Genomic DNA, 23,982 nt, shown 5'->3' on the forward strand with positions numbered 1-23,982 from the left:
CATATGTTAGCGAATTTGAGATCTTTTTTATACCAGCTTGCGAGAACCGTCACTGATGACTACATCGTAAACTTTGGGACTTCTTCCGAACTTCTCTTTGAATCTTTCTTTGGCAGTGGTGATGAATGTTTCGTATAGTTCATTTTTAACTAGGTTGATTGTACATCCACCGAAACCTCCACCCATGACACGTGAACCGGTGACACCGCAGTCGAAAGCAACATCATTCAAGAAGTCAAGTTCTTCACAGCTTACTTCATACAATTTACTCATGCCATAGTGGGTTTCATACATCTTCTGTCCTACGGTTTCGTAATCACCTCTTTCCAAAGCATCGCAAACATCAAGTACACGTTGGATTTCTTCAATGACGTATTCTGCACGCATATAGTCTTCTTCACTGATCTCGGCTTTTGCTTCCTGCAACATTTCCATTGTACAATCACGTAAAAATTCTACATGAGGATGTTTTTTCTGGATGGCGGCTACAGCAGCTTCGCAGCTTTGGCGACGTTTATTATAAGCAGAAGAAGCCAATTCGTGTTTGACTACCGAGTCAACCAATACCAATCGGTAACCTTCCGGTTTGAACGGGAAGTATTGATATTCCAATGAACGACAGTCCAAACGGATCAAACTACCTTCTTTTCCGAATACAGATGCAAATTGATCCATAATACCGCAATTTACACCACAATAATTATGTTCTGTTGCCTGACCTACCTTGGCTAATTCAAATTTATCTATTTTGTTGTCACCGAAAAGTTCGTTGATAGCAAAAGCATACGTACTTTCCAATGCAGCAGATGAAGACATACCTGCACCCAAAGGTACGTCACCCGCAAAAGCAGTGTCAAAACCTTTCACATCTACACCACGTTTGATCATTTCGCGGCAAACGCCGAAAATATATCTTGCCCAACTGGCTTTAGGAGCATCTTCTTCGTTCAAGCCGAATTCTACATAGTCTTTTAGATCAATAGAATAAGCACGTACCTTATCAGTACCATTAGGTTTGATTTCAGCAATCATACCTTTATCTACTGCTCCGGGAAAGACAAAACCACCGTTATAGTCGGTATGTTCTCCAATAAGGTTAATACGTCCGGGTGATGCATATACTGAACCTGTTGTGCCATCAAAATGTTTGATGAAGCGACTTCTTACGTATTCTATATCCATGATATTAATAGTTTAAAGTTAATACTATATGTTTTTATAATTATTCTACAGGAATGTCTTTGTTTACGTTCTTGCATCCTACCAAACCATAGAACAACAGATAAGCAAGCAAAGCGATAATTAACCAATAGCTGGCCATATATCCCACAGCGTCAGAAATGAATTGCTGTAGTAATGGGAAAATACCGCCACCGACAACCATCATCATAAAAATACCTGAAGCTTGTGCGGTATATTTGCCTAAACCTTCTACAGCGAGGTTGAAGATACCTCCCCACATAATGGACGTACATAAACCACAAAGTACCAAAAATAGGGCACTGACAGGTACAGAGGCCATTTCGAATCCATTTTCTACACTATATCCCGGCATAGAGACAGTGATTTCTTTTGGAGTGAAGATTGCGATTAATATAAAACAGATAGCTGTTGCGGAAACAACAATCAATTGTGTGCGTGTAGCTACTTTACCGCTGATGACACTACTTGCAGAACGTCCCACTAACATGAGCAACCAATAGATGGCAGCAATAGCACCACCGATAGCGGCACCGTTGGCAAGCAGGCCCGCACCTTTTTCCGTTGGGTCGGCAAGATAGAAATTTAATGTGCCTGGAATACCGATTTCAATACCTACATACACAAAGATACCGATTACACCTAATACAGTATGGCGGAAATTCCAAGGGCTATGAGAGAATTTCTCTTTTTCATGACCTGCTTTTCTTAGATGAGGCTCTGGAATGGCGATGAATGAAAGAGCGATAAACGCTGATACGAATACACCCATTGCGATGAAAAGCAGAGGAGCTACATCTGACATAGCTGTTTGAGGGGTAACAGAACCAATCAAGGCACCTACGAAAAGCGGAGTCAAAGTACCTGACAATGAGTTTAGAGCACCACCGGCTTGGATTAATTGGTTACCTTTGTTACCACCACCACCTAAAAGATTTAGCATCGGGTTAACTACAGTGTTCAGCATACATACACAAAAACCACAGACGAAAGCACCAAGCAGGTAGATGATAAAATTCATTTTAATGGCATATTCTCCTAAATTGAATACGTCTATATCTGCACCGAACAAACTGGAAATATATTGGATAAACAAACCGATGAAACCTACTGCCATGGCAATGAGGGCTGTTTTTTTATATCCGATTTTTACAAGCATATTACCTGAAGGAATCCCCATAAACAGATATGCGAGGAAATTCATCATATTTCCCATCATACCCAAGGTATTGGCACCTGCATATTGGTTTTTCCATATTGTGCCGAAAGGCGCAGCAAGATTAGTAACGAAGGAAATCATCGCGAAAAGGAAGAACATTGTAATGATAGCGATGATATTACCGTTCTGTTTTTGTTGATTCATGGTTTTGAAAAAATTATAAGTTTATTAATTAGGTTATTTCATAAAATTATTTTTCTACACCGAATTTGTAGATGGTTACTTGATTGTAAGTTTCCCCCGGATGTAGAACACAAGAAGGGAAATGGCCTTTATTGGGCGTATCAGGAAAATGTTGTGCTTCAAAACAGATGGCACTTCTTGCTGGGAAAGTTGCTCCATGAGCACCTTCGAAACCATTGTGCCAGTTTGAAGTGTAAACTTGTACACCGGGCTCTGTAGTGTATACTTCCATGCTACGACCGCTTTCGGGCTCCACACATTTTGCTGCAAAACTCAGTGTGCCTGCTTCACGTTTGTTTAATACATAGCAGTGGTCATAGCCGGCACCGAATTCTAGCTGTTCGAATGGGTCATTGATTCTACTGTCTACTCTTTGAGGAGTACGAAAATCCATAGGAGTACCTTCTACTTTGGCAATTTCGCCTGTAGGGATGGATACATTATCTATCGGAGTATAAAAATCAGCATTAATGGTTACGATGTTGTTATCAACGGTTGCCGTAGGATTGGCAATGCCTGATAGGCTGAAAAAACCGTGGTGAGTAAGATTTACCAATGTTGTTTTGTCTGTTGTAGCGTGGTAAGTAATGATGAATTCATTTTGATTACTTAAAGTGTACGTTACGTGAATATCCAAATTTCCCGGAAATCCTTCTTCGCCATCAGCAGATAAATAATGCAATTTCAAGCTTTGGGGAGTTTCCTGTTCTGCATCCCAAATGCGGGTATGAAATCCGGTAGGACCGCCATGCAGCGAGTTGGGACCATTGTTGATAGTCAGTGAATATTCTTTCCCTTCTAAAATGAATTTGCCTCCTGCTATACGGTTTCCGTAACGACCGATAAGAGTACTGAGGAAAGGTTCGTGGCTATTGATAACATGGGTTATACTATCATGTCCTTGAATGACATTGGCATATTTACCGTTTTTGTCCGGAACCATAATAGCTAATACTGCTCCACCATAGTTGGTGACAGCTATTTCAGCTCCGTTTTCATTTTTCAGAATGAAGAGGTCTGTTTGTTTCCCGTTCACTGTTGTCTGAAAATCGGCCCGTTTCAGGCCGCATAAATTCTCATCGGAAGTAGATGTGTTTATCATGTTATTGAAAATCTTTTTATTTTATGTATAAAACTAATGCAAATAAAAAGATTTTCTTCGGTATTCCCAAACTTTTTCTATAAAAGTGAACGGACTAAACGTGAAATTTTAATAAATCCGCAACGATAAAGCTGCTTCCTCCAACAAAAATAAAGTCATTTTTGTTAGCCTTTTCTTTAGCGGCTGTTACAGCTGTTTCTACATCAGGATAAGTATCTCCGTGCAGCCCGGATTGCATCGCTAAGCTTTGTAATTCTTTTTCGGATAAAGCACGCTTTACGCTGGCTTTGGTAAAATAATAGGTGGCATTTTTAGGAAGCATGGACAATACTCCACTGATATCCTTGTCGTTTACCATACCTATTACAATGTGTAATCGTTCATATTTCTGATGTTTTAATTGTTCTATGATATACGAAATACCTCCTACATTATGTCCTGTATCGCATATTAAAGTCGGTTCACTTTCTAATTTTTGCCATCTTCCCATCAGGCCGGTGAGTTCACATACTTGTGAGAATCCTTTGCGTATATTGCTTTCGGTAAGTTGATAACCTGCTTGTTTTAATAGGCGGATGGCAGATAAAAGTGTATTGGTGTTTTTAAGTTGGCAAAACCCTTCCAGTTCGCCTTCCAGATTGAGGTAGTCGGTTGTTTGATATATTCGTTTACCTTTTTCATTTATGCTGGAGGAGTGTAATAACTGTTCTTCTTCTGCAAAGTAGATAGGAGCGTTTACTTCTTTAGCACGGGTTGTAAATATAGGTTTGGTTTCGGGTGTGGTTTCACCGATAACTACCGGGGTCTTTTCTTTGATGATTCCGGCCTTCTCTGTGGCTATTTTGGCTAATGTGTTACCTAAGAATTGTATATGGTCGAAACTGATATTGGTTATGACACATAGATCCGGACGGATGATGTTTGTACAATCTATTCGTCCTCCCAGGCCGACTTCTATAATGGCTACATCTACTTGGCTTTGGGCAAAATAGTGGAAAGCCATTGCGGTAGTCAGTTCAAAGAAAGAAGGATGCAGAGGTTCAAAAAAGGCACGGTGTTTTTCTACAAAGTCTATGACATATTCTTTGGATACAGGAATTCCGTTGACGCGGATTCGTTCACGGAAATCTATCAGATGTGGAGAAGTGTAAAGTCCTGTCTTGTATCCGGCTGATTGTAAAATGGCGGCTAAAGTATGTGAACAAGAGCCTTTTCCATTGGTCCCGGCTATATGAATGGTTCGGAATTGGCGATGGGGATGGTTGAAATACTTGTCTAAAAGATAAGTGTTTTCTAATCCTGCCTTGTATGCATCTTTTCCTATATGTTGGAATAATGGGGCACTATTATATAAATAATCCAATGTTTCTTCGTAATTCATGGCAAATGTTTTTATTTACCGCAAAGTGTCACAAAAGAATGCCAGGCAGATATAAAACCTGGTATTCTTTCTGTGACACTTTGTAGTATAAAAATTAATCGAAGAAGTTTTTGAACTTCTTGAATATTTTTTCTTTAATGCTTGTATTCGGTTTGAAGTTATCCGATTCTTGCATTTTCTCTAGTGCTTGTTTTTCATCTTTATTCAACGTTTCTGGAATATATACGCTTACATTGACTAATAAATCACCTGTACCGTTACTGTAACCATAACTATTGACATTGGGCAATCCTTTACCTCTTAGGCGTAAGACCTTACCTGGTTGGGTGCCTGGTTCAATTTTTACTTTTACTTTGCTATCAATAGTTGGTATTTCTACAGTGCCTCCTAAAGCAGCAGTCGGAACGCTTAGTAACAGATTGTAAATCAAATCATTTTCATCGCGTATTAGGTCTGGATGGGATTCTTCTTCTATGACAACAAGCAAATCACCGGGAACACCGTTATGTTTGCCCGCATTTCCTTTCCCATTGACAGAAAGTTGCATTCCTTCAGCCACACCGGCAGGAATTTTCACTTCCACGACTTCTTCTCCGTATACAATACCTTCTCCTGCACAAGCTTTACATTTGTTCTTAATTATTTTCCCTTCTCCGTTACATTGTGGACATACGCTTTGTGATTGCACCATTCCAAAAATGCTTTGTTGGGTGCGGGTGATACTTCCTGTTCCATGACAAGTGGGACACGTTTCCGTTCCTCCTTCTCCTTCGGCTCCTGAACCATGGCAATGGTCACATGTTACGTACTTTTTCAGTTTGAATTTCTTTTCTACTCCCGTAGAAATCTCTTTTAAGTTCAGTTTTACTTTTACACGGAGGTCTGAACCACGGAACTTGCGTTGTGCGGAACGTCCGCCACCACCGAAACCTCCAAAGCCTCCGAAACCTCCTCCATGTCCACCGAAGATGTCACCGAACATAGAGAAAATATCATCCATGGACATACCTTGTCCGAATCCTTCAAAACCGCCACCGGCAGCTCCACTCATTCCTGCATGTCCGAATTGGTCGTAACGGGCGCGTTTATCCGGGTTGCTCAACACATCATAAGCTTCGGCAGCTTCCTTGAATTTTTCTTCCGCTTCTTTATCTCCCGGATTCTTGTCCGGATGATATTGTATTGCTTTTTTGCGGTATGCTTTTTTTATAACATCAAGGGTGGCTGTTTTGTCCACCTCCAGAACTTCGTAATAGTCTCTTTTTGCCATGTCGTTTTATGATACTGTTTTATTGAGCCACAACTACTTTGGCGTGGCGTATTACTTTGTCATTCAGCTTATAACCGGTTTGTACACAGTCCAATATTTTTCCTTTCTTCTCTTCGGAAGGAGCTGGAACTAATGCAATTGCTTCGTGATAATCGGTATCAAAGTTCTCACCGTCAGTCTCTATTTTCTGAAGTCCTTCCTGGTTCAATACTTTCAGGAATTTGTTGTAGATCAACTCAATTCCTTCACGCATTGCTTTTACATCATCCGAAGTTTCTGAAGTCTTTACTGCACGCTCCAAGTCATCCAAAATAGGAAGAATGGCAGTAATGGCCTTTTCTCCACCATTCTTAATCAATTCGGCCTTCTCTTTCATGGTGCGTTTACGGTAATTGTCAAATTCGGCTGAAAGACGCAGGTATTTGTCATGCTGCTCTTCTATTGTTTTCTGAGCTTCCGCCAATTCCTTGTTCACCTTCTCTTCAGCGTTCAGTTCTTCTGTTGCTTCTTTCTGAGTTTCTTCATCAATGGCAGCTTCTGCCGCTTCCTGATTTTTCAAAACTTCCTCGTCTTGAGGTTGGTTCTTCTCTGTTGGGTTCATATTCTTATTAAACTTTTTGTTTTTCTTATTTTTACTCATAACAGTCAGGTCTTTTAGGTTAATTTACTGCTAACAAATTTCGTGCCTAGTTGTTTTCTTAGAGTAAGAATTTTGCAAAAGTACGGAATTTCTGCCACACTGGCATACTTTTCTGAATTAAAATGCCTACCTTTGCAATTCCAAAATAGAATAATTATATAAATAAGGTATATTAGGATGATTACAGTTTCGAACTTGGCCATTCAATTTGGTAAAAGAGTGTTGTATAATGACGTAAATATGAAGTTCACCAATGGTAATATTTACGGGGTTATCGGTGCGAACGGCGCCGGAAAATCTACTTTCTTGAAAGCAATTTCAGGTGAGCTGGAACCGACTAAGGGCTCAGTGGTATTAGGACCGGGCGAACGTCTGTCTGTATTGAGCCAGGATCACTTTAAGTGGGATGAATATACAGTCATGGATACGGTTATGATGGGACATACTGTGTTGTGGAACATTATGAAACAGCGTGAAGAACTGTATGCGAAAACTGATTTTACAGATGAAGATGGCTTGAAAGTTTCTGAATTGGAAGAGAAGTTTGCCGAACTGGATGGTTGGAATGCCGAGAGTGATGCTGCTTCTTTGTTGAGCGGATTGGGCATAAAGGAAGACAAGCACTATATGTTGATGGGGGAACTGAGTGGTAAGGAAAAGGTGCGTGTCATGTTGGCGCAGGCACTTTACGGTAATCCTGACAACTTGTTGTTGGATGAACCTACCAATGATTTGGATATGGATACGGTGACTTGGTTGGAGGAATATCTTTCTAATTTCGAACACACGGTGTTGGTGGTAAGTCATGACCGTCACTTTTTGGACTCTGTTTGTACTCATACTGTAGATATTGATTTCGGTAAAGTGAATATGTTTGCCGGTAACTATAGCTTCTGGTATGAATCAAGTCAGTTGGCACTTCGCCAGCAGCAGAACCAGAAGGCTAAAGCTGAAGAGAAGAAGAAAGAGTTGGAAGAATTTATCCGTCGTTTTAGTGCCAATGTGGCTAAGAGCAAGCAGACAACCAGCCGAAAGAAGATGTTGGAAAAACTGAATGTAGATGAAATTAAGCCGTCGTCCCGTAAATATCCCGGTATCATCTTTACTCCGGATCGTGAACCGGGCAATCAGATTTTGGAAGTATCCGGCTTGCGTGCGGAAACTGAAGACGGTATGGTATTGTTCAATGATGTGAATTTTAATGTAGAAAAAGGAGATAAGATTGTCTTTTTGAGCCGTGATCCGCGTGCCATGACTGCTTTTTTTGAAATAATCAATGGAAATCGTACTCCGCAGGCTGGTAAATTCGCGTGGGGCGTTACTATTACTACGGCTTATTTGCCTTTGGATAATACGGATTTCTTTGAAAGTGATTTGAATTTGGTAGATTGGCTGAGCCAGTTTGGCGAAGGTAACGAAGTCTATATGAAAGGTTTCTTGGGGCGTATGTTGTTTTCCGGAGAGGAAGTATTGAAGAAAGTGAATGTGCTTTCCGGAGGTGAGAAGATGCGTTGTATGATTGCCCGTATGCAGTTGCGTAATGCGAACTGTCTGATTTTGGATACTCCAACCAACCATTTGGACTTGGAATCAATTCAGGCTTTCAATAATAATCTGAAGACTTATAAGGGAAATGTGCTGTTCTCTTCCCACGACCACGAATTTATTGAAACGGTGGCGAACCGTATTATTGAATTGACCCCGAATGGTATCATTGACAAGATGATGGAATACGATGAATACATCACTTCTGATCATATTAAAGAAATGCGTGCGCGTATGTATGGAGATAATTAAATTATAAATATGAGCTGAAAAAGAAAGAGTCATTGGGAGCCATTGTTCCTGTGGCTCTTTTTTTATGGTTTAGCCGCAATTCTCATTCTGTATGAACCATAATGAGTTCAAAAATCTATGATAATGGACGATAATCCATGTCGTTATATTAGAATTAGGATTATTTTTGTGTTCATTAAAAACATGAAATGATACTTATGAAAAACTTAATTTTGATTTTGATTTTTGCAGCTGTTGGCTTGAATACGATGGCTTCCAATCCTGTACATGTGATTATAACTGCCGGACAGTCTAATACCGATGGACGAACTCCTAATGAAGATTTGCCGGCATATATTAAAGCATTGGCTACGGACACACTGACGTATGCCGAAGGTGCCTACCGTTATTGTCAGATAGCTCAGAATGACGGAAAGGGAGAATTTATTCCTTTCTGGCCTCGTGCCAAACGTAGCGGAAAAAATAATATGTGGGCTTTTGATGCAGTGACATATTATTGGTTGGAGCAGTTGTTGCAGGAGAAATTTTATGTGGTGAAATGGGCTGTTGGCGGAACTTCCATAGCACCTGATTATAATGCTTCCAAGGGACGTTTTTGGTCTGCGGCGCCTGAATGGCTGGCACAGGCTAAGCCAACTTCTGATGGAGGAAACTCCTTGTTGCTTTCTTTCATTCAAGAGATAGACATGTGTATAGACAAGACTCTTTCCCGCCTGAAGGATGGCTATCAGATAGATGCATTTCTTTGGCATCAGGGGGAAAGTGATTATGCTAAAAGTAAAGATTATTACCGTAACTTGAAGACAATGGTGGCTTATGTGCGTATGCATCTGACAGAAAAAACCGGAAAGGATTATTCTCGTTTGCCTTTTATTTTTGGTACTGTTGCCCGAAGTAATAAATATTTCAGCAGAGAAGTGGAGAATGCGATGAAGCAATTGGCTGCTGAAGATCCGAACATGCACCTGATAGATATGTCAGGCGCGGAATTGTTAAATGACAGACTTCATTTCACGGCTCATTCGGCAGAGTATTTGGGACAACAGGTATATAAGCAGTTGGAACAAATTATTAAAGGAGTTACCGTCAGGACTGATGAATTGAAAGGAAAACGTTTGGGAATTATTGGAGATAGTTATGTGAAGAATCATAAGGAACCTGTTAAGAATACCTGGCATTATAAATTTGCCGAGAAACATGGTATGGAATATTTAAATTATGGCAAGAACGGCAGCAGCATTGCTTATAGTAGCCCGCGTTGGGGGGAAGCGATGTATGTAAGATATAAGGAAATGCCGGATGATTTGGATTATGTTATTGTTGTGGGTGGGCACAATGATGGTTTTAAATTGGATTCAATTGGCGGTATTGATGTATTTAAAGAGAGGCTGGCAATGCTGTGTGAAGGGCTTATTGAAAAGTATCCCACAGCTAAGATTTTTTTCTTTACCCGATGGAACTGTAAAAATTTTGCAGGAAGTGATGCTGAGAAAGTGGTGGATGCTATGATTGAGGTTTGTGGAAATTATAGTATTCCTATTTTTGACAGCGCCCGAAAAGGAGGAATTTATGCAAGTAATGATCATTTTAGGAAAATATATTTTCAGAACAGCAAGAATAATACAGATACTGCACATTTGAATGAAAAAGGTCATGAACGTTTCTTGAAAGTGGCTGAGAGTTTTATATTGCAATACTGAATAATGTAAATGTAATGGATTATTTTTAAAATGTGATGACGCAGAAATAATCCATTTACAATTTTCTTACAGTTCGGAGAAAAAAGTAAGGTATTTTCTCTCCGCTAGGGAAAGTAATTCTTTTTTGATTTTTGTATTTTTCTTGAACCAGTTCATTTCTATATGTGTTGTTTGTTTTTGTATGACTTTATTCCAATTTCCAACTATTTGCCCGTTGTACAGAATAACCGGACGGAATATCCCGAAAGAATTGAATGCTTTGTGTTGGTATTCTTTGTTCAATACATCAGTACGGTCTTTGTAGCTGATTAGGTATTCATCGTATGGAGGAAGGATATGCAATATGTCGGTTGTTTTTTCTTCTTTATAAGACTGATGAACATATAATTTTTGTGCTAGGAAACGGTCAGAAAGCAATTCTTGTTCAATGGCGGCTATACCTTGTCTAGCTTCCGTTACCGAAAGTCCGGACCACCATACAAAGTCTTTCAGACTGGCAGGAGAGTGGCTTCTAAAATACTTGCGTGCCAAGATAGCTAGCGCCTCTTCTTTATGTAATTCTTGTATTGGAGGAACACGCTCATCCAAAAGTGCGAAGGTGATTTTATTATTTTTATCTGCTCCGCTGCAAATAAGTCCTTCAGCTTCAGCGTGAATCAGGAAACGGTTGGATAATCTTTCATTGGTTTCCAGCCCTCCTTCTTTAAATACGTTGTCAATTTCTTGCTTGGTCAGATGATTGTGTCCTGCTAGTGCCTTTTCCAATAATCGGTTTGCTTTGTTGTAAATGTCAACTGAAATGTCTTGTCCTCTGGACTTGGCAAAAGAGTCATTGGCAGTAATGATGCGTCGGGATGAAAGCTTCAGCATCCAGCGTATATCTTCTGCAGCTACATAATGCCAAGTAGGACGCATGACATGAATGCGCAATATATCTCCTTTTGCCAGTGCCTCATTGACTGTTTGCAGATTTCCTGCCTTTAACCGGATACCAATAGCCCATTTGGACATGGTGTAATCTTGCGCTTGAATGCCTCCCATCCATGATACAAGATCTTTCGGATTATTGAAAACCGGATTTATTAACTGTTGGCTGTGCAGACGGATGGTAGGTATCATTTCAGATAATTTCCATCAAACGATAAAGGTAAAAGTCCGCTTACGTTTTCTAATATATAAATATCAGTCTTACTATAAAGCAGTATCCGCATAGGTTTTCCATATCGTTTTTCAGTTTCTAATAATACTTGCCGACAGGCTCCGCAAGGAGGAATAGGTGTGTCAAGAAAACCATTTTCTGTGCGGGCAGCAATGGCGAGTGTTTTTACTGCTTGATCCGGATATTGAGAATTGGCATAAAACAAAGTGGTACGTTCTGCACAAAGACCAGATGGGTAGGCTGCATTTTCTTGATTGGTTCCGGTAATGACGATATCATTTTCCAACAGTGCGGCGGCTCCAACAGCAAAATGTGAGTAAGGAGCATAGCTTCTTTTCGTTGCTTCACACGCGGCGTCTATCAGTTTGCGGTCCTTCTCTGTTAGTTCGTCATAATGGCAAGCCTCTATGTTTATTTCCAGTTTGATTTGTTTCATGATACGTTCCTCTTTGTTTTCTTGCAAATGTAATGTTTTGTTTTTAATCTCCCAATGTTTCTTTTCTAAAATCTGGTTTTAAATTTATTTGTTTTCTTATTGCTTGTCAGAGTTGAATGTGAGAAGAATAATATAGTTACCGATAAAAAAAGGAGAAAGTTGCAACTTTTTCTTTTATTTGTGCGTCTAATGAATATATAATTAAAAAAGAGAAAGATTATGTTAGCAACAACAACACCTACTATCGAAGGAAAACGTATAACCAAATATTATGGCATTGTAACAGGTGAAACTATTATCGGTGCTAATCTGTTTCGTGATTTTTTTGCTAGTATTCGTGACATTGTAGGCGGTCGTTCCGGTTCTTATGAAGAAGTACTTCGACAGGCTAAAGATACTGCGTTACGAGAAATGCAGGATCAGGCTGCTTTATTGGGAGCTAATGCTGTAGTTGGGGTGGATTTGGATTATGAAACTGTGGGGGACAGCGGTAGTATGCTGATGGTAACCGCAAGCGGCACAGCTGTCAGAATAGAAGATTGAGGTAAAGCAGATGTGCCTGTTGCAATATTTTTTAGGTTTATTGCAACAGGTACGTTTGCTTTTACTGTATTAGGGTATTCCTAATATCTCTTTGGCCTTGTTTTTACTTGAAATGAAATCTAGTGAGTTGACAATATTATCGTAATTTGTTGTGTCAGCTATATGGTCTTTCAGTACTTGTAACATTTTTAACTTGTCATTATCAAAAGTATAAAGTGACATAAGTTTAAGGCATTGTGCGCAACTTAATTTTTTATTTATAATGGCTTTTTCCAGAGTTGAATCTTTGAATACGGAATTTTTTGTTTCATTGTATATCTTTTCAAATTCGTTATCGTCTATTGAACCAACGGTATCGAGGGATATTTTGCTGGAATATAGGTCTCCTACTGAAGTCTCTTTAGCTATTTCATTGTAGGAATCCATGCTTGTTACCTTTCCGTTTCGAAATTCGATAATTAGAAATTTGCAAGACGTTGCAATTCCTCCGCTCTGATATTCCCATTGTTCCAAAGAACCATCGAAACGTCGGAAATCGGGTTTTCCAAGAAGTTGGCCTATTTCTTCTGTTGTCATTCCCTGCTGTACTTTCCATGCTTTCTGTTTGATACTTCCTGTGGTATGACAGCTGACAAGTGTTATACTGATAACAAGCAATAATAGTTGTTTGAATTTTCTCATATATTTATGTTTTTGTGTGTTGTTTAGGTTGAATTACCATTGGTTAGTGATTCCCAATATTTTACGTGCATCATCTTGTTTAAATAAAGAATCCAGTGTCTTGATGATTTCTTTTCCATTTTCACGGTCTACAATGCGGTTGGAAATCATTCTTAATACTTTCATTTTTTCATCGTCCCATGTAAATATGGACATGAGTCGGGCAGTTTGTTTACAGGTGAAGTAGTTGTTTACAACTCCTACAGATAATAATTCCATTTGGTCGTCCTTAAATGCTTTGTTTTTTACTTTTTTATAGAGGTTTTCAAAATCATGTGGATTCATGGCTTTGTGTTTTGGTCTGTGCGGGCCAGAATGATCAGGGTGGTTGGGTGGAACTACCGTAATGATTTCATTTGGCGGACACACTGCAACTGGAGGCGGAGTAGTGTTGGACTCAAAAGAATCCATGTTTGTTACCATTCCGTCTACAAAATCGATAATAATTACCGTGTTTGCAGCTGTGGACATATTGGTCTTGGTATATTCCCATTGTTCCGAGCCGTTGTCGAATCTACGGAAATCGGGTTTCCCAAGTAAATGGCTGACTTCTTCTTGGGACATCCCTCTCTGTACTTTCATAATAGTGCTACTAGTAGTCAAACTGCAACTGATGACTAAAGTACAAATGGTTAACGCTAATAATGTTTGTTTCAATCTTCTCATTTTTTTGTTTTTTTGTTTGTAACAAAGATAAGTTGGGAAAAGGTATATTCTTCTATCTTTTCCCCTATTTATTTTTAGGGATTTCCCTATTGTTTATATGGTAATTCTTCTAAGAACTGAAATTTATTGATAGGAAGATTGAGTTTGAATTCTTTAAATTCATATTCCGGAAGATTGGTTGTATTTTTCTCTTGTAGGAAATGTGATTGATTATTTTAACTTCATCTATAATTAATGTAAAAACTTCATTTTCACTTTTAACTTCTTGTTCTCAGGTGGTTCTAACCTATAAACTTTTGACGAATAGATGATAAACGAAGATAAAATTAGGGAAGTATGGGCTTCCAACCCGGAACGGGGATTTAAATTGTTGATAGATTTTTTTCAACAGCCCATATATTGGCATATCCGGAGATTGGTTGTATCACATGAGGATGCAGAGGATATTCTGCAGGAAGTCTTTATTCGCGTCTTTCGCCATCTTCCTCAGTTTAGGGAGGAAAGTTCATTGGGGACATGGATTTACCGGATAGCGACCAATGAGTGTCTCCGTTTTCTGAATATGCGTAAGGAACAAGCTGTTTCGGCGGAAGAAGTTCAGGAAGAGTTAATGAATAAGTTGATGGCGTCAGATTATGTGGATTATGAGAACGAAATGGCGGTGAAATTTCAGCAGGCTATTTTGATGCTTCCTGAAAAGCAGCGGGTAGTTTTCAATCTTCGTTATTATGATGAACTGGAATATGAGGAAATTAGCAGGATTACGGACACGAAAGTGGATACGTTGAAAGTGAATTATCATTATGCAAAAGAGAAGATAAAAGAGTACATGATAAATAATTAAAGACAGGATGGAAAAGGAGTTTGATTTTAAGAATATTGGGAAGCGGATGCCTTATCGTACCCCTGATGGCTTTTTCGGAAAAATGCAGAAACAAGTATTGGAGCGTACACAGGCTGAGAGGTTTAATAGGCAGCATAGAATAAAATTGATTATTGGGGCTGCTTTAGCTATTGCGGCTGTCATGTTGGGAGTTCTTTTCTTTCCGATATCCCAACCTGTGGCAGAGGAGTTGCCTTCTCCTTCACTTATTGTTTCTACGGATTTAGACTCTTCTTATTCAGATACTTTGGATCGTTATATAGAATCTATGTCTGATGAGGAATTAGCAGGATGGGTGGAATTATCTGAAAATGATATATTTATAAATTGATTAATCACTAAAAACAAAAAAATGATGAGAACAAAATTTTTTTTAATGATGTTGGCAGCCATTGTTATGGGAAGTCAGGTAACACTTTTTGCACAAGAAAAGAAAGGAGCTAAATCTGAAAGAAGGCAGTTTAATAAAGAGCAGATGCTGGAAATACAGTGCAATCAAATTATAAAAGGATTGGCATTGGATGACGCAACGACTGCTAAATTTATTCCGGTGTATAAACAATACATGGAAGAAATGCGGGCTACTCGTCATATGGGAGCCTGTCGAAATATTGCAAATAGAACGGCTGCAGATAAACAGACCCCCAAACCGCTTCCTACAGATGCTGAAGTGGAGCAGGCTATCAAGGCACGTTTCGCGCAGAGTAGAAAGATACTGGATGTTCGTGAGAAGTATTATAATGAGTTCCGGAAATTTCTTTCTCCTAAACAAATTCAGAAAATGTATAATATGGAGAAACACAATGGCGATAAATTCCGTAAAGAGATGAGAAAAAGACAAGGAATGAAAAAGCAGCATGATGGGAGAAGACATATGCCACAGGGCAATGTGAAGAAATAAATATGGATGAAAATGTAAAAATTGTGCTTTCATTGTCTTTATTGCTTTATTCTTTTAGTGGCTGCTGTTTATGGTAGCCACTATTTTGTTTTCTCAGTGGAAGTATATATTTTTGTGAAGCTAATAGTAGCTATTTAACTAATAAAAACAATACGATGAAAGTAAAGAAATTAAGTGGTAAAGTTCAAGATGCACGACAAATACCGACCTTGTTTGATAATGAGAACATTACGTATCATCCTATTAATATAGTGAACTGGAAAGAATATCCTTATCAACCTCAAGTCTCTTTTCGTATAGCCTATACAAATGATGCTATATTAGTCCATTATAAAGTAGTAGAAGACAGTGTTCGTGCCAAATACGGTGAAGATAACGGTAGTGTTTGGACAGATTCCTGCGTGGAATTTTTCTCTATTCCTGCGGGAGATGGCATTTATTATAATTTGGAATGTAACTGTATCGCTACGATTCTTTTAGCAGCAGGTTCGGAGCGTAATAATCGTGAAATGGCTCCTTCTGAAATAACGGATCAGGTGAAGCGTTGGGCTAGCTTGGGCAGAGAAACTTTTGAAGAAAAGATAGGAGAATGTACTTGGGAGGTGGCTTTGCTGATTCCGTATAAGGTATTTTTTAAGCATGCCATTACCGGGCTGGATGGAATGAGCATACGGGCTAATTTTTATAAATGTGGAGATGAATTGCAAAAGCCTCATTTCTTATCATGGAATCCTATTAAAATAGAGAAGCCGGATTTTCATCGTCCGGATTTCTTTGGACTTTTGGAATTCGAATGAAATTCGTAATTAATTTAAAAAGATTGCATACAGCCGGATAAAAATGGTAAGTTTGCAACTATATATAGCGGAAAAAGTATAGTCGCGATTTTGAAACAGTTTTATATGATGAAACATACGTTGAAATTTATATTAATCGGGTTGTTTTGTTGTCTATGTAATTTTACAGTGCAAGCGCAAACCCGTAACCGGCAGTATGAGGAATATATTCATAAGTATAAAGATCTCGCTATCGATGAGATGAAACGGTATCGTATTCCTGCCAGCATCACTCTGGCTCAAGGATTATTGGAATCAGGAGCGGGAAAAAGTACACTGGCTCGTAAATCCAATAATCATTTCGGTATAAAATGTGGTGGTGACTGGACTGGTCGTACTGTACGGCATGATGATGATGCCCGTAATGAATGTTTTCGTGCCTATAAGCACCCTCGTGATTCATATGAAGATCATTCTAAATTTTTAAAAGGACGTTCACGTTATGCATCTCTTTTTAAATTAAAAATCACCGATTATAAAGGATGGGCGCATGGGCTGAAGAAAGCGGGATATGCTACTGACCCTCGCTATGCATATCGTTTAATTGATATCATTGAATTATATGAATTACATAAGTATGATACCAAGGATGGTATAAAGTGGATGAAGGAATTCCCAAACCCGCATCAGCCTTATTTGGCTAATGATTTACTCTATATTGTGGTACGTCCGGGGGATACATTTAAAAAACTTTCTAAAGAATTTGATATCAGTCAACGCAAGTTGAGGAAATACAATGATCTTTATAAGGGATATGTATTGAAGCCAGGCGATATTATTTATTTGGATAAAAAGCATCGTCGTGCGGATAAGGAACACATAGTTCATGTTGTCCGTGGGGGAGAATCTATGTATTCCATTTCCCAAAAGTATGGTATTCGTCTGAAAAATTTATATAAGATGAATAAGATGAAACCGGAAGACCCTTCTCCTAAAGTAGGTGATATATTGCGTTTGCGTTAATCATTATTGTACGGTAACTGATGTTTAAAAGCGTACAGGGTGTCCGATATCGGACACCCTGTACGCTTTATTTATTATTGATTATCAATAAGTTGTTTCCTTGGCACGGATGTTGTTTATTCTTTAGCACAAAAATGATAATAATAAAATTACAATAAGTTATGGACAGAGAAATTCCTAAAGAAGTGCGTGATAAGGAGCGCAAAAAGAAGTTCATTAAATATGGTGCAATAGGTGTGGCGGCAGTGGTATGTATAGCTGTATTGATTTCGTTTATGCGAAGCAGCGTCAATAGGAAAGATTTGGTGTTTTCAGAAGTAGACAATGGAACTATTGAAGTAAGTGTCAGTGCTTCCGGTAAGGTTGTTCCGGCTTTTGAAGAGATTATCAACTCACCTATTAATACTCGTATCGTGGAAGTTTACCGTAAGGGAGGAGACAGTGTGGATGTAGGTACGCCGATTTTGAAACTTGATTTGCAGAGTACGGAAACTGAATACAAGAAATTACTGGATGAAGAACAGATGAAACGTTATCAGTTAGAGCAGTTGAAAGTGAATAATAATACGTATCTGAGTGATTTATCGATGCAAGTGAAAATTTCCGCCATGAAATTGAACCGTATGGAGGTGGAACTTCGTAACGAACGTTATTTGGATAGTTTGGGCTCTGGAACAACGGACAAGGTTCGTCAGGCTGAACTGAACTTTAATACCGGAAAATTGGAATTGGAACAGCTCCGTCAGCAATACGCGAATGAATCGAAAGTAAAAGAGGCTGATTTGAAAGTGAAGGAGTTGGAATTCAATATTTTCTCAAAGAGTCTTGCTGAAATGAAACGTACATTGGATGACGCTCAAATTCGTTCACCGCGTAAAGCGATTCTTACCTATATAAATAATCAGGTAGGTGCGCAGGTAGCGGAAGGCAGCCAGGTAGCTATCATTTCTGATTTGAGCCATTTTAAAGTGGAAGGTGAAATAGCTGATACATACGGTGACCGTGTGGCAGCAGGTGGACGTGCCATAGTCAAGATTGGCAATGAGAAACTGGAAGGAACGGTAAGTAGTGTGACACCGTTGAGTAAGAATGGGGTGATTTCGTTTATTGTACAATTGAATGAAGATAATAACAAGCGATTGCGTTCCGGCTTGAAGACAGATGTATATGTAATGAATGCCGTGAAAGAAGGGGTTTTAAGATTGGCGAATGCTTCTTACTATGTCGGTCGCGGTGAGTATGAATTATTTGTTCAGGATAGTAAGGATGAAATAGTAAAGCGTAAGGTTCAATTGGGTGATAGTAATTTTGAATATGTGGAAGTCATATCGGGGTTGAAACCGGGTGACAAGGTGGTTGTCAGCGATATGAGCAGTTACAAAAACAAGAATAAGCTGAAGTTGAAATAAGAAGCAGCTATGACATAAACAACAAGATAAAACTCTCTCTTAATTAATACATTGATTGTTACGGGAAATGAAGTGTTTTTTCATCCTTTTCACTCATTTCCCGAACATAATTTAATTTGTTCTTAGGCTATGTCGTTTTTTTGATCGTTTACCTTTTTATATTATTCATAGTGCTTGTTGACATTTTTTTCCGGCATACAGCATCAGTCGTATTAGTCCGGTAAAAACGGTCACACCGTCTGTTATCGGACAGTATGTAGAATTAAAATTCGTTGAATATTAAATGATTATAGCTTTGGAATGTCTTTTGATTCATGAAAATAGAAAGTGTATAAGATTAACAATTTAAATAAGAAAAAAATATGGCAATGATTAAATTAACCGGTATCAATAAAATCTACCGTACGAATGAGATTGAAACATTAGCGCTGGAAAATGTAAATTTGGATGTGGCTAAAGGGGAGTTTGTCAGCATTATGGGTCCTTCCGGTTGCGGCAAGTCTACCTTGCTGAATATTATGGGGCTGCTGGACGCTCCCAGCAGTGGAAAGATTGAAATAAACGGCACGTCTGTAGAAAGCATGAAGGACAAGGAACTGGCTGCTTTCCGTAACAAGACCTTGGGCTTTGTATTCCAGTCGTTCCACCTGATTAATTCGCTGAATGTGATTGACAATGTGGAGTTGCCTTTGCTCTATAGAAAGATGGCTGCCAAGGAGCGTACCCGTCTGGCAAAAGAAGTGTTGGATCGTGTCGGTTTAAATCATCGTATGCGGCACATGCCCACACAGCTTTCCGGAGGACAGTGCCAGCGTGTAGCGATAGCCCGTGCTATTGTGGGTAATCCTGAAATTATTCTTGCGGATGAGCCTACCGGTAATCTGGACTCAAAGATGGGTGCAGAGGTCATGGAATTGTTGCATAAATTAAATAAAGAGGATGGACGGACCATTGTGATGGTAACCCATAATGAAGAACAAGCCAAACAGACTTCCAGAACCATTCGTTTCTTTGATGGGCGTCAGGTGCAATAACTACTGATTACTATGAAAAGGAATTTATTAAGAAATAACAGAGATGATTAAACAGTATTTTAAGCAAGCTTTGGCGCAACTTCGCCAGCATCCGCTTATCAGTGTCATCAGCATTGCAGGAACTGCTCTTAGCATTTTCCTTATTATGTTGGTAGTGATGCTACAACAAGTGAAGGTCGCTCCTTTTTCTCCCGAGTCAAACCGGGATCGTTTTCTGCATGTGCATTATATGAGTATTAGTCATAAGGATTGGGGGGACGGAACAAGTAACGGACCGATGAGTGTGCGGACAGCGCGTGAGATATATAAATCATTGAAAACCCCTGAAGCTGTCACTATTTATTGCAGTATGCCGGTATCGACTCCTGTTTCATTACCCGCTATGCCGGCTATTGGAGCGGATGTGCGGGAAACGGATGATACTTTTTTTAAAGTGTTCGATTTTCGTTTTGTGAATGGAAAACCATACGATGAAGCTACTTTCAATGCAGGCACTCCTGTGGCTGTGATTACTGAGAGCATATCGCGGGCTTTGTTTGGTTCCACAGAATCTGCGGGCAAAGAGTTTTTGTTGAATCATGCTCCCTATCGTGTGGTAGGGGTAGTGAAAGATGTATCTACTCTTGCCGATGCTTCTTATGGCCAAGTATGGATTCCCTTTACTTCGACGGATTTGCCTAATGATACGTGGAGTGACCAGCACATGGGGATGATGAGTGTCACTATTTTGGCTCGAAGCCATGATGATTTTGGAGAAATCCGTGCTGAAGCCAAGCGGCGTATGAGTGAGTATAATTCTATTCTTGCCGATCAGGGGTATACGTTGATAGACCGTAACCGGCCATACGATCAGGAAACTCAGTCTATTTCATTTGCAGCTAACTTGGAGCCGGATTTGAAGTCGGCTCGTCGTGAACGTGCTATCATTTTTATCATTCTGTTGTTAGTACCTGCTATAAATCTGAGCAGTATGACGCAAAGCCGGTTGCGCCAACGTGTGGCGGAAATAGGAGTACGCCGTGCTTTTGGGAGCACCCGCATGGAAATGGTTGGACAAATAATCATGGAAAACCTGGTCGTGACTTTGTTGGCTGGTGCCGTAGGTTTGTTTATCAGTATTGTTATGGCTTATTTAGGTACCGATATCCTGTTTGCACAGCCTTATAGTGCGACATTGAATGCCCCTACAGTTGATTCCAGTATTTTATTGCACCCTTCCACTTTCCTTTATGCATTGCTGTTTTGCTTTGTTTTGAATTTGCTGAGTAGCGGCATTCCTGCTTGGAGGGCTTCAAGGACTAGCATTGTCAATGCACTGGGAGGAAGGATTCACTAAGGTGATAACGAATTAAAAGTAAAGAATCAAGATGAATAAGAAACTATTTACTCAGATAAAAAATGAATGGCGGTCTAATCTTTGGCTTGTCACCGAATTATTGTTGGTAAGTGTCGTTTTATGGTATATTGTGGACTATATGTATGTACAGACCTCAATTTATAATGAACCACGGGGATTTGATATTTCTCATTGCTATTTGGTGCAAATGGGACGTCTTACGGACAAAAGTCCAGACTTTATTCCCAATCAGACAGACGAGGAAAAGCGGCAGGATATCAAGGAACTTCTAAGTCGTCTTCAGCATAGACCGGACATAGAGGCAGCCGGATTAGGACAAAATTCTTACCCGTATAATGGCAGTAACAGCAGTGCGTCAGTGGTGTATGATACATTACGTTCGCCGGGATGGACTATACGCAGATTGGTGTCTCCCGATTTTGTCCGTGTGTTCCGTTATCGTGGCACCCGTGGGGAGACCCCTGAACAACTGGCTGAGATGCTGAAACATCCGAAGAATTTCTTAGCTTCAGATAATCTTTATAAACGGCGCTATGGATGTGATTTGACTTCATTGGTAGACAAACAATTTTATTTGTTCGGGGATACAACGAATACATATAATTTAGCGGCTTCTTTGCAGGTTGTCCGTTATGGGGATTATTTTGAGGCATGGAACAGTTACTGCATGGTGGCTCCTATGCCGGAAGAATGGTATGATTTGGGCACGGAGCTTTGTGTACGCGTAAAAGAGGATCAAGATCGCGATTTTATAGCCCGTTTGAAAGCGGATAGTGAGAAACTGTATCGCGTGGGCAATGTGTTTATCGCGGATGTGCGTTCTTTTACCGATATCCGTCGTAACTTTCAGCAGTCACATACGAATGCCTGGAACAGTTACCTTTTCGGAATGGGTTTCTTGTTGTTGAATATATTCTTGGGATTGCTAGGTACTTTCTGGTTCCGTACTCAGCAACGACGTGGTGAGATTGCATTGATGAAATCATTGGGTGGAACAGATCATAGTATCTTTGTCCGTCAGTTGGCAGAGGGATTGATATTATTGGCGGTGGCCACAATTCCTGCGATTTTTATTGATTGGAATCTGGCAAATAGTGAATTGAATGCTTGGATGAATGGCACTACTATTGAAGGTGGACGTTTCATAATAACAGTTCTTATTTCCTTTATTTTGATTGCATTGATGATTGTAGTAGGCATTTGGATTCCCGCACGTAAGGCTATGAAAGTTCAGCCGGCGGAAGCATTGCATAATGAGTAATCTCTTTTTTGTTAAAAGGTTTTAGAGCATAGCACAAACATGATAAAACTATATATTAAACAGGCTTTTTACCAACTTCGTGAGAATAGGCTCATCAGCTTGGTTTCTATCATAGGAACGGCATTGGCTATTTGTATGATCATGGTCATTGTCCTGGTGTTGGAAGTACGCATTACGGATTGTGTGCCCGAGGTGAACCGTTCACGTTCTCTTTATATGAAAGCGATGTCTATTCATCAGAAAGGAGATACCAGTGATAATTCATCAAACGGCTGTATGTCACTCACAGTGGCTAAAGAGTGTTTTAAGGCACTTACTGTTCCTGAGGCGGTAACTATAGTGTCTACAGGAGGCAGGATGCGTATTTCTGTACCTGCTGGAAAAATGATGACAGTGGATAACCTTGAAACTGACGATACCTTTTGGAAAGTGTTCTCTTTTGATTTTATTGCCGGAAAGCCGTTTACGGCTGCCGATAGTGAAAGCGGACTTCCTAAGGTTGTACTTAGTGCTTCTGTGGCCCGGAATTTGTTTGGTACGGTAGAAGCGGTAGGACGTACGGTCCAACTCAACTTGGCCGATTATACGGTAGTGGGTGTTGTGAAAGACGTATCCAAACTGGCTGTTTCTTCTTATGCACAGATTTGGATACCTTTCAATTCAACAGAAATAGCCAGGAAGTGCTGGTATGACAATGCGATGGGAACTTTTCGTGTGGTCATTCTGGCACATTCGGAGAAAGATTTTCCTGCCATCAGAGAAGAGGCGGAACGCCTGCGTCAGAAATTCAATGACGGATTGCAGGATTCCGAAATTTTTTATCGTGGACAACCCGATGATCGTTTCTCTTTTATCTTTCGTCACTGGGGAAGAGAGTTACAGGCGAAGGAAGCTTATTTGCACTACCTGCTGGTGATTGTTATTTTATTGCTGGTACCGGCTATAAATTTGAGTAGCATGACTTTGTCCCGTATGCGGAAGCGTATGTCGGAAATAGGAGTGAGGAAGGCATTTGGTGCTACTGCCAATGTCTTGTTGAGGCAAGTGTTTTATGAAAATTTATTATTGACGCTCATAGCCGGAGCAGTAGGAATGCTTTTCAGTTATGCATGTACTTTTTTATTGAATGATTTCTTATTTTCCAATAGCGAGAACCGTGCCCAAATAGGAGAAACCAGTCTTTCGGCAGATATGTTGTTCAGTCCCTGGATATTCTTGGCCGCATTCATTTTCTGCCTGCTCTTGAATTTGCTGTCAGCGTGCATCCCTGCCTGGAGGGCATCGCGCATGAATATTACGGACGCTTTAAACCAACGTTAGAT

The 23,982-nt window shown here is 39.7% G+C and carries 23 protein-coding genes; 13 read left to right on the forward strand and 10 right to left on the reverse strand.

Annotated features, from left to right (window positions below; translation table 11 throughout):
- Positions 1-27: 27 nt before the first annotated feature.
- From galK to grpE, 6 genes are all read right to left on the reverse strand, one after another.
- A complete protein-coding gene (gene galK, locus RE317_RS13365; protein ID WP_005846201.1) occupies positions 28-1,182 on the reverse strand; it encodes a galactokinase in 1,155 nt (384 codons plus the stop codon).
- 40 nt (positions 1,183-1,222) lie between these two features.
- Positions 1,223-2,563 carry an MFS transporter gene (locus RE317_RS13370; RefSeq protein WP_005846203.1) on the reverse strand — a complete coding sequence of 447 codons (1,341 nt, stop codon included), beginning with the start codon at positions 2,561-2,563 and terminating at the stop codon, positions 1,223-1,225.
- A 46-nt stretch (positions 2,564-2,609) separates the two neighbouring features.
- Positions 2,610-3,704: an aldose epimerase family protein gene (locus RE317_RS13375; protein WP_005848579.1), complete on the reverse strand. Its 1,095-nt coding sequence runs from the start codon at positions 3,702-3,704 to the stop codon at positions 2,610-2,612.
- A gap of 94 nt (positions 3,705-3,798) precedes the next feature.
- The gene (locus RE317_RS13380) at positions 3,799-5,085 is read right to left on the reverse strand and encodes a folylpolyglutamate synthase/dihydrofolate synthase family protein (RefSeq protein ID WP_117873159.1); all 1,287 of its coding nucleotides are present in this window, start codon (positions 5,083-5,085) and stop codon (positions 3,799-3,801) included.
- A 94-nt stretch (positions 5,086-5,179) separates the two neighbouring features.
- Positions 5,180-6,355 (reverse strand): molecular chaperone DnaJ, encoded by a 1,176-nt coding sequence (dnaJ, locus tag RE317_RS13385; protein ID WP_005846209.1) that lies wholly within the window; start codon positions 6,353-6,355, stop codon positions 5,180-5,182.
- 19 nt (positions 6,356-6,374) lie between these two features.
- Positions 6,375-6,995: a nucleotide exchange factor GrpE gene (grpE, locus tag RE317_RS13390; protein ID WP_005846211.1), complete on the reverse strand. Its 621-nt coding sequence runs from the start codon at positions 6,993-6,995 to the stop codon at positions 6,375-6,377.
- A 177-nt stretch (positions 6,996-7,172) separates the two neighbouring features.
- Between grpE and RE317_RS13395 the strand changes: the two genes are divergently transcribed.
- Positions 7,173-8,792, forward strand: a complete 1,620-nt coding sequence (locus tag RE317_RS13395; protein WP_005846213.1) for an ABC-F family ATP-binding cassette domain-containing protein — start codon at positions 7,173-7,175, stop codon at positions 8,790-8,792.
- Between the two features lie 188 nt (positions 8,793-8,980).
- The gene (locus tag RE317_RS13400; RefSeq protein WP_005846214.1) at positions 8,981-10,492 is read left to right on the forward strand and encodes an SGNH/GDSL hydrolase family protein; all 1,512 of its coding nucleotides are present in this window, start codon (positions 8,981-8,983) and stop codon (positions 10,490-10,492) included.
- Between the two features lie 66 nt (positions 10,493-10,558).
- Here the strand turns inward: RE317_RS13400 and RE317_RS13405 are convergent, their stop codons facing one another.
- Positions 10,559-11,611 carry a winged helix DNA-binding domain-containing protein gene (locus RE317_RS13405; protein WP_117852985.1) on the reverse strand — a complete coding sequence of 351 codons (1,053 nt, stop codon included), beginning with the start codon at positions 11,609-11,611 and terminating at the stop codon, positions 10,559-10,561.
- A complete protein-coding gene (locus RE317_RS13410; protein ID WP_008781946.1) occupies positions 11,608-12,087 on the reverse strand; it encodes a cytidine deaminase in 480 nt (159 codons plus the stop codon). The genes RE317_RS13405 and RE317_RS13410 overlap by 4 nt, the downstream gene beginning before the upstream one ends.
- 219 nt (positions 12,088-12,306) lie before the next feature.
- Between RE317_RS13410 and RE317_RS13415 the strand changes: the two genes are divergently transcribed.
- On the forward strand, positions 12,307-12,630 hold the full coding sequence (locus RE317_RS13415; RefSeq protein WP_005846220.1) for a heavy metal-binding domain-containing protein: 324 nt from the start codon (positions 12,307-12,309) through the stop codon (positions 12,628-12,630).
- A gap of 69 nt (positions 12,631-12,699) precedes the next feature.
- Here the strand turns inward: RE317_RS13415 and RE317_RS13420 are convergent, their stop codons facing one another.
- Together RE317_RS13420 and RE317_RS13425 are read right to left on the reverse strand one after the other, a co-directional pair.
- The gene (locus tag RE317_RS13420) at positions 12,700-13,311 is read right to left on the reverse strand and encodes a DUF4476 domain-containing protein (RefSeq protein WP_005846222.1); all 612 of its coding nucleotides are present in this window, start codon (positions 13,309-13,311) and stop codon (positions 12,700-12,702) included.
- A 33-nt stretch (positions 13,312-13,344) separates the two neighbouring features.
- The gene (locus RE317_RS13425; RefSeq protein WP_016270093.1) at positions 13,345-14,016 is read right to left on the reverse strand and encodes a DUF4476 domain-containing protein; all 672 of its coding nucleotides are present in this window, start codon (positions 14,014-14,016) and stop codon (positions 13,345-13,347) included.
- 307 nt (positions 14,017-14,323) lie between these two features.
- On the opposite strand from RE317_RS13425, the gene RE317_RS13430 reads away from it, so the two are divergent.
- From RE317_RS13430 to RE317_RS13475, 10 genes are all read left to right on the forward strand, one after another.
- Positions 14,324-14,860 carry an RNA polymerase sigma factor gene (locus tag RE317_RS13430; RefSeq protein WP_005846226.1) on the forward strand — a complete coding sequence of 179 codons (537 nt, stop codon included), beginning with the start codon at positions 14,324-14,326 and terminating at the stop codon, positions 14,858-14,860.
- A gap of 7 nt (positions 14,861-14,867) precedes the next feature.
- Positions 14,868-15,230, forward strand: coding sequence for a hypothetical protein (locus RE317_RS13435; RefSeq protein WP_005846227.1), 363 nt, complete (start codon positions 14,868-14,870; stop codon positions 15,228-15,230).
- Between the two features lie 21 nt (positions 15,231-15,251).
- Positions 15,252-15,800: a hypothetical protein gene (locus RE317_RS13440; protein ID WP_016270094.1), complete on the forward strand. Its 549-nt coding sequence runs from the start codon at positions 15,252-15,254 to the stop codon at positions 15,798-15,800.
- A gap of 155 nt (positions 15,801-15,955) precedes the next feature.
- Positions 15,956-16,597, forward strand: a complete 642-nt coding sequence (locus RE317_RS13445) for a carbohydrate-binding family 9-like protein (RefSeq protein ID WP_005848559.1) — start codon at positions 15,956-15,958, stop codon at positions 16,595-16,597.
- Between the two features lie 105 nt (positions 16,598-16,702).
- The gene (locus RE317_RS13450) at positions 16,703-17,599 is read left to right on the forward strand and encodes a glucosaminidase domain-containing protein (RefSeq protein ID WP_005846232.1); all 897 of its coding nucleotides are present in this window, start codon (positions 16,703-16,705) and stop codon (positions 17,597-17,599) included.
- A 161-nt stretch (positions 17,600-17,760) separates the two neighbouring features.
- Positions 17,761-19,008, forward strand: coding sequence for an efflux RND transporter periplasmic adaptor subunit (locus tag RE317_RS13455; RefSeq protein WP_005848555.1), 1,248 nt, complete (start codon positions 17,761-17,763; stop codon positions 19,006-19,008).
- Between the two features lie 368 nt (positions 19,009-19,376).
- Positions 19,377-20,042, forward strand: a complete 666-nt coding sequence (locus RE317_RS13460) for an ABC transporter ATP-binding protein (RefSeq protein WP_117873196.1) — start codon at positions 19,377-19,379, stop codon at positions 20,040-20,042.
- 43 nt (positions 20,043-20,085) lie between these two features.
- A complete protein-coding gene (locus RE317_RS13465) occupies positions 20,086-21,378 on the forward strand; it encodes an ABC transporter permease (RefSeq protein WP_005848553.1) in 1,293 nt (430 codons plus the stop codon).
- A gap of 31 nt (positions 21,379-21,409) precedes the next feature.
- Complete coding sequence (locus tag RE317_RS13470; RefSeq protein ID WP_008671090.1) at positions 21,410-22,660, forward strand: ABC transporter permease; 1,251 nt, start codon at positions 21,410-21,412, stop codon at positions 22,658-22,660.
- Positions 22,661-22,699: 39 nt separating this feature from the next.
- Positions 22,700-23,980, forward strand: coding sequence for an ABC transporter permease (locus RE317_RS13475; RefSeq protein ID WP_005846246.1), 1,281 nt, complete (start codon positions 22,700-22,702; stop codon positions 23,978-23,980).
- The last annotated feature ends 2 nt before the right edge of the window (positions 23,981-23,982 follow it).

It is taken from the genome of Phocaeicola sp. GP0067, from assembly GCF_031119655.1.
GTDB classification, from domain to species: Bacteria; Bacteroidota; Bacteroidia; order Bacteroidales; family Bacteroidaceae; genus Phocaeicola; species Phocaeicola vulgatus.

Coding starts and splice junctions, on each gene's coding strand:
- RE317_RS13465 (WP_005848553.1), top strand. CDS start 20,086: ATGATTAAACAGTATTTTAAGCAAGCTTTGGCGCAACTTCGCCAGCAT.
- galK (WP_005846201.1), bottom strand. CDS start 1,182: ATGGATATAGAATACGTAAGAAGTCGCTTCATCAAACATTTTGATGGC.
- RE317_RS13440 (WP_016270094.1), top strand. CDS start 15,252: ATGATGAGAACAAAATTTTTTTTAATGATGTTGGCAGCCATTGTTATG.
- RE317_RS13370 (WP_005846203.1), bottom strand. CDS start 2,563: ATGAATCAACAAAAACAGAACGGTAATATCATCGCTATCATTACAATG.
- RE317_RS13455 (WP_005848555.1), top strand. CDS start 17,761: ATGGACAGAGAAATTCCTAAAGAAGTGCGTGATAAGGAGCGCAAAAAG.
- RE317_RS13395 (WP_005846213.1), top strand. CDS start 7,173: ATGATTACAGTTTCGAACTTGGCCATTCAATTTGGTAAAAGAGTGTTG.
- RE317_RS13430 (WP_005846226.1), top strand. CDS start 14,324: ATGATAAACGAAGATAAAATTAGGGAAGTATGGGCTTCCAACCCGGAA.
- dnaJ (WP_005846209.1), bottom strand. CDS start 6,355: ATGGCAAAAAGAGACTATTACGAAGTTCTGGAGGTGGACAAAACAGCC.
- RE317_RS13410 (WP_008781946.1), bottom strand. CDS start 12,087: ATGAAACAAATCAAACTGGAAATAAACATAGAGGCTTGCCATTATGAC.
- RE317_RS13475 (WP_005846246.1), top strand. CDS start 22,700: ATGATAAAACTATATATTAAACAGGCTTTTTACCAACTTCGTGAGAAT.
- RE317_RS13450 (WP_005846232.1), top strand. CDS start 16,703: ATGATGAAACATACGTTGAAATTTATATTAATCGGGTTGTTTTGTTGT.
- RE317_RS13400 (WP_005846214.1), top strand. CDS start 8,981: ATGATACTTATGAAAAACTTAATTTTGATTTTGATTTTTGCAGCTGTT.
- RE317_RS13415 (WP_005846220.1), top strand. CDS start 12,307: ATGTTAGCAACAACAACACCTACTATCGAAGGAAAACGTATAACCAAA.
- RE317_RS13380 (WP_117873159.1), bottom strand. CDS start 5,085: ATGAATTACGAAGAAACATTGGATTATTTATATAATAGTGCCCCATTA.
- RE317_RS13435 (WP_005846227.1), top strand. CDS start 14,868: ATGGAAAAGGAGTTTGATTTTAAGAATATTGGGAAGCGGATGCCTTAT.
- RE317_RS13460 (WP_117873196.1), top strand. CDS start 19,377: ATGATTAAATTAACCGGTATCAATAAAATCTACCGTACGAATGAGATT.
- grpE (WP_005846211.1), bottom strand. CDS start 6,995: ATGAGTAAAAATAAGAAAAACAAAAAGTTTAATAAGAATATGAACCCA.
- RE317_RS13470 (WP_008671090.1), top strand. CDS start 21,410: ATGAATAAGAAACTATTTACTCAGATAAAAAATGAATGGCGGTCTAAT.
- RE317_RS13375 (WP_005848579.1), bottom strand. CDS start 3,704: ATGATAAACACATCTACTTCCGATGAGAATTTATGCGGCCTGAAACGG.
- RE317_RS13445 (WP_005848559.1), top strand. CDS start 15,956: ATGAAAGTAAAGAAATTAAGTGGTAAAGTTCAAGATGCACGACAAATA.
- RE317_RS13405 (WP_117852985.1), bottom strand. CDS start 11,611: ATGATACCTACCATCCGTCTGCACAGCCAACAGTTAATAAATCCGGTT.
- RE317_RS13425 (WP_016270093.1), bottom strand. CDS start 14,016: ATGAGAAGATTGAAACAAACATTATTAGCGTTAACCATTTGTACTTTA.
- RE317_RS13420 (WP_005846222.1), bottom strand. CDS start 13,311: ATGAGAAAATTCAAACAACTATTATTGCTTGTTATCAGTATAACACTT.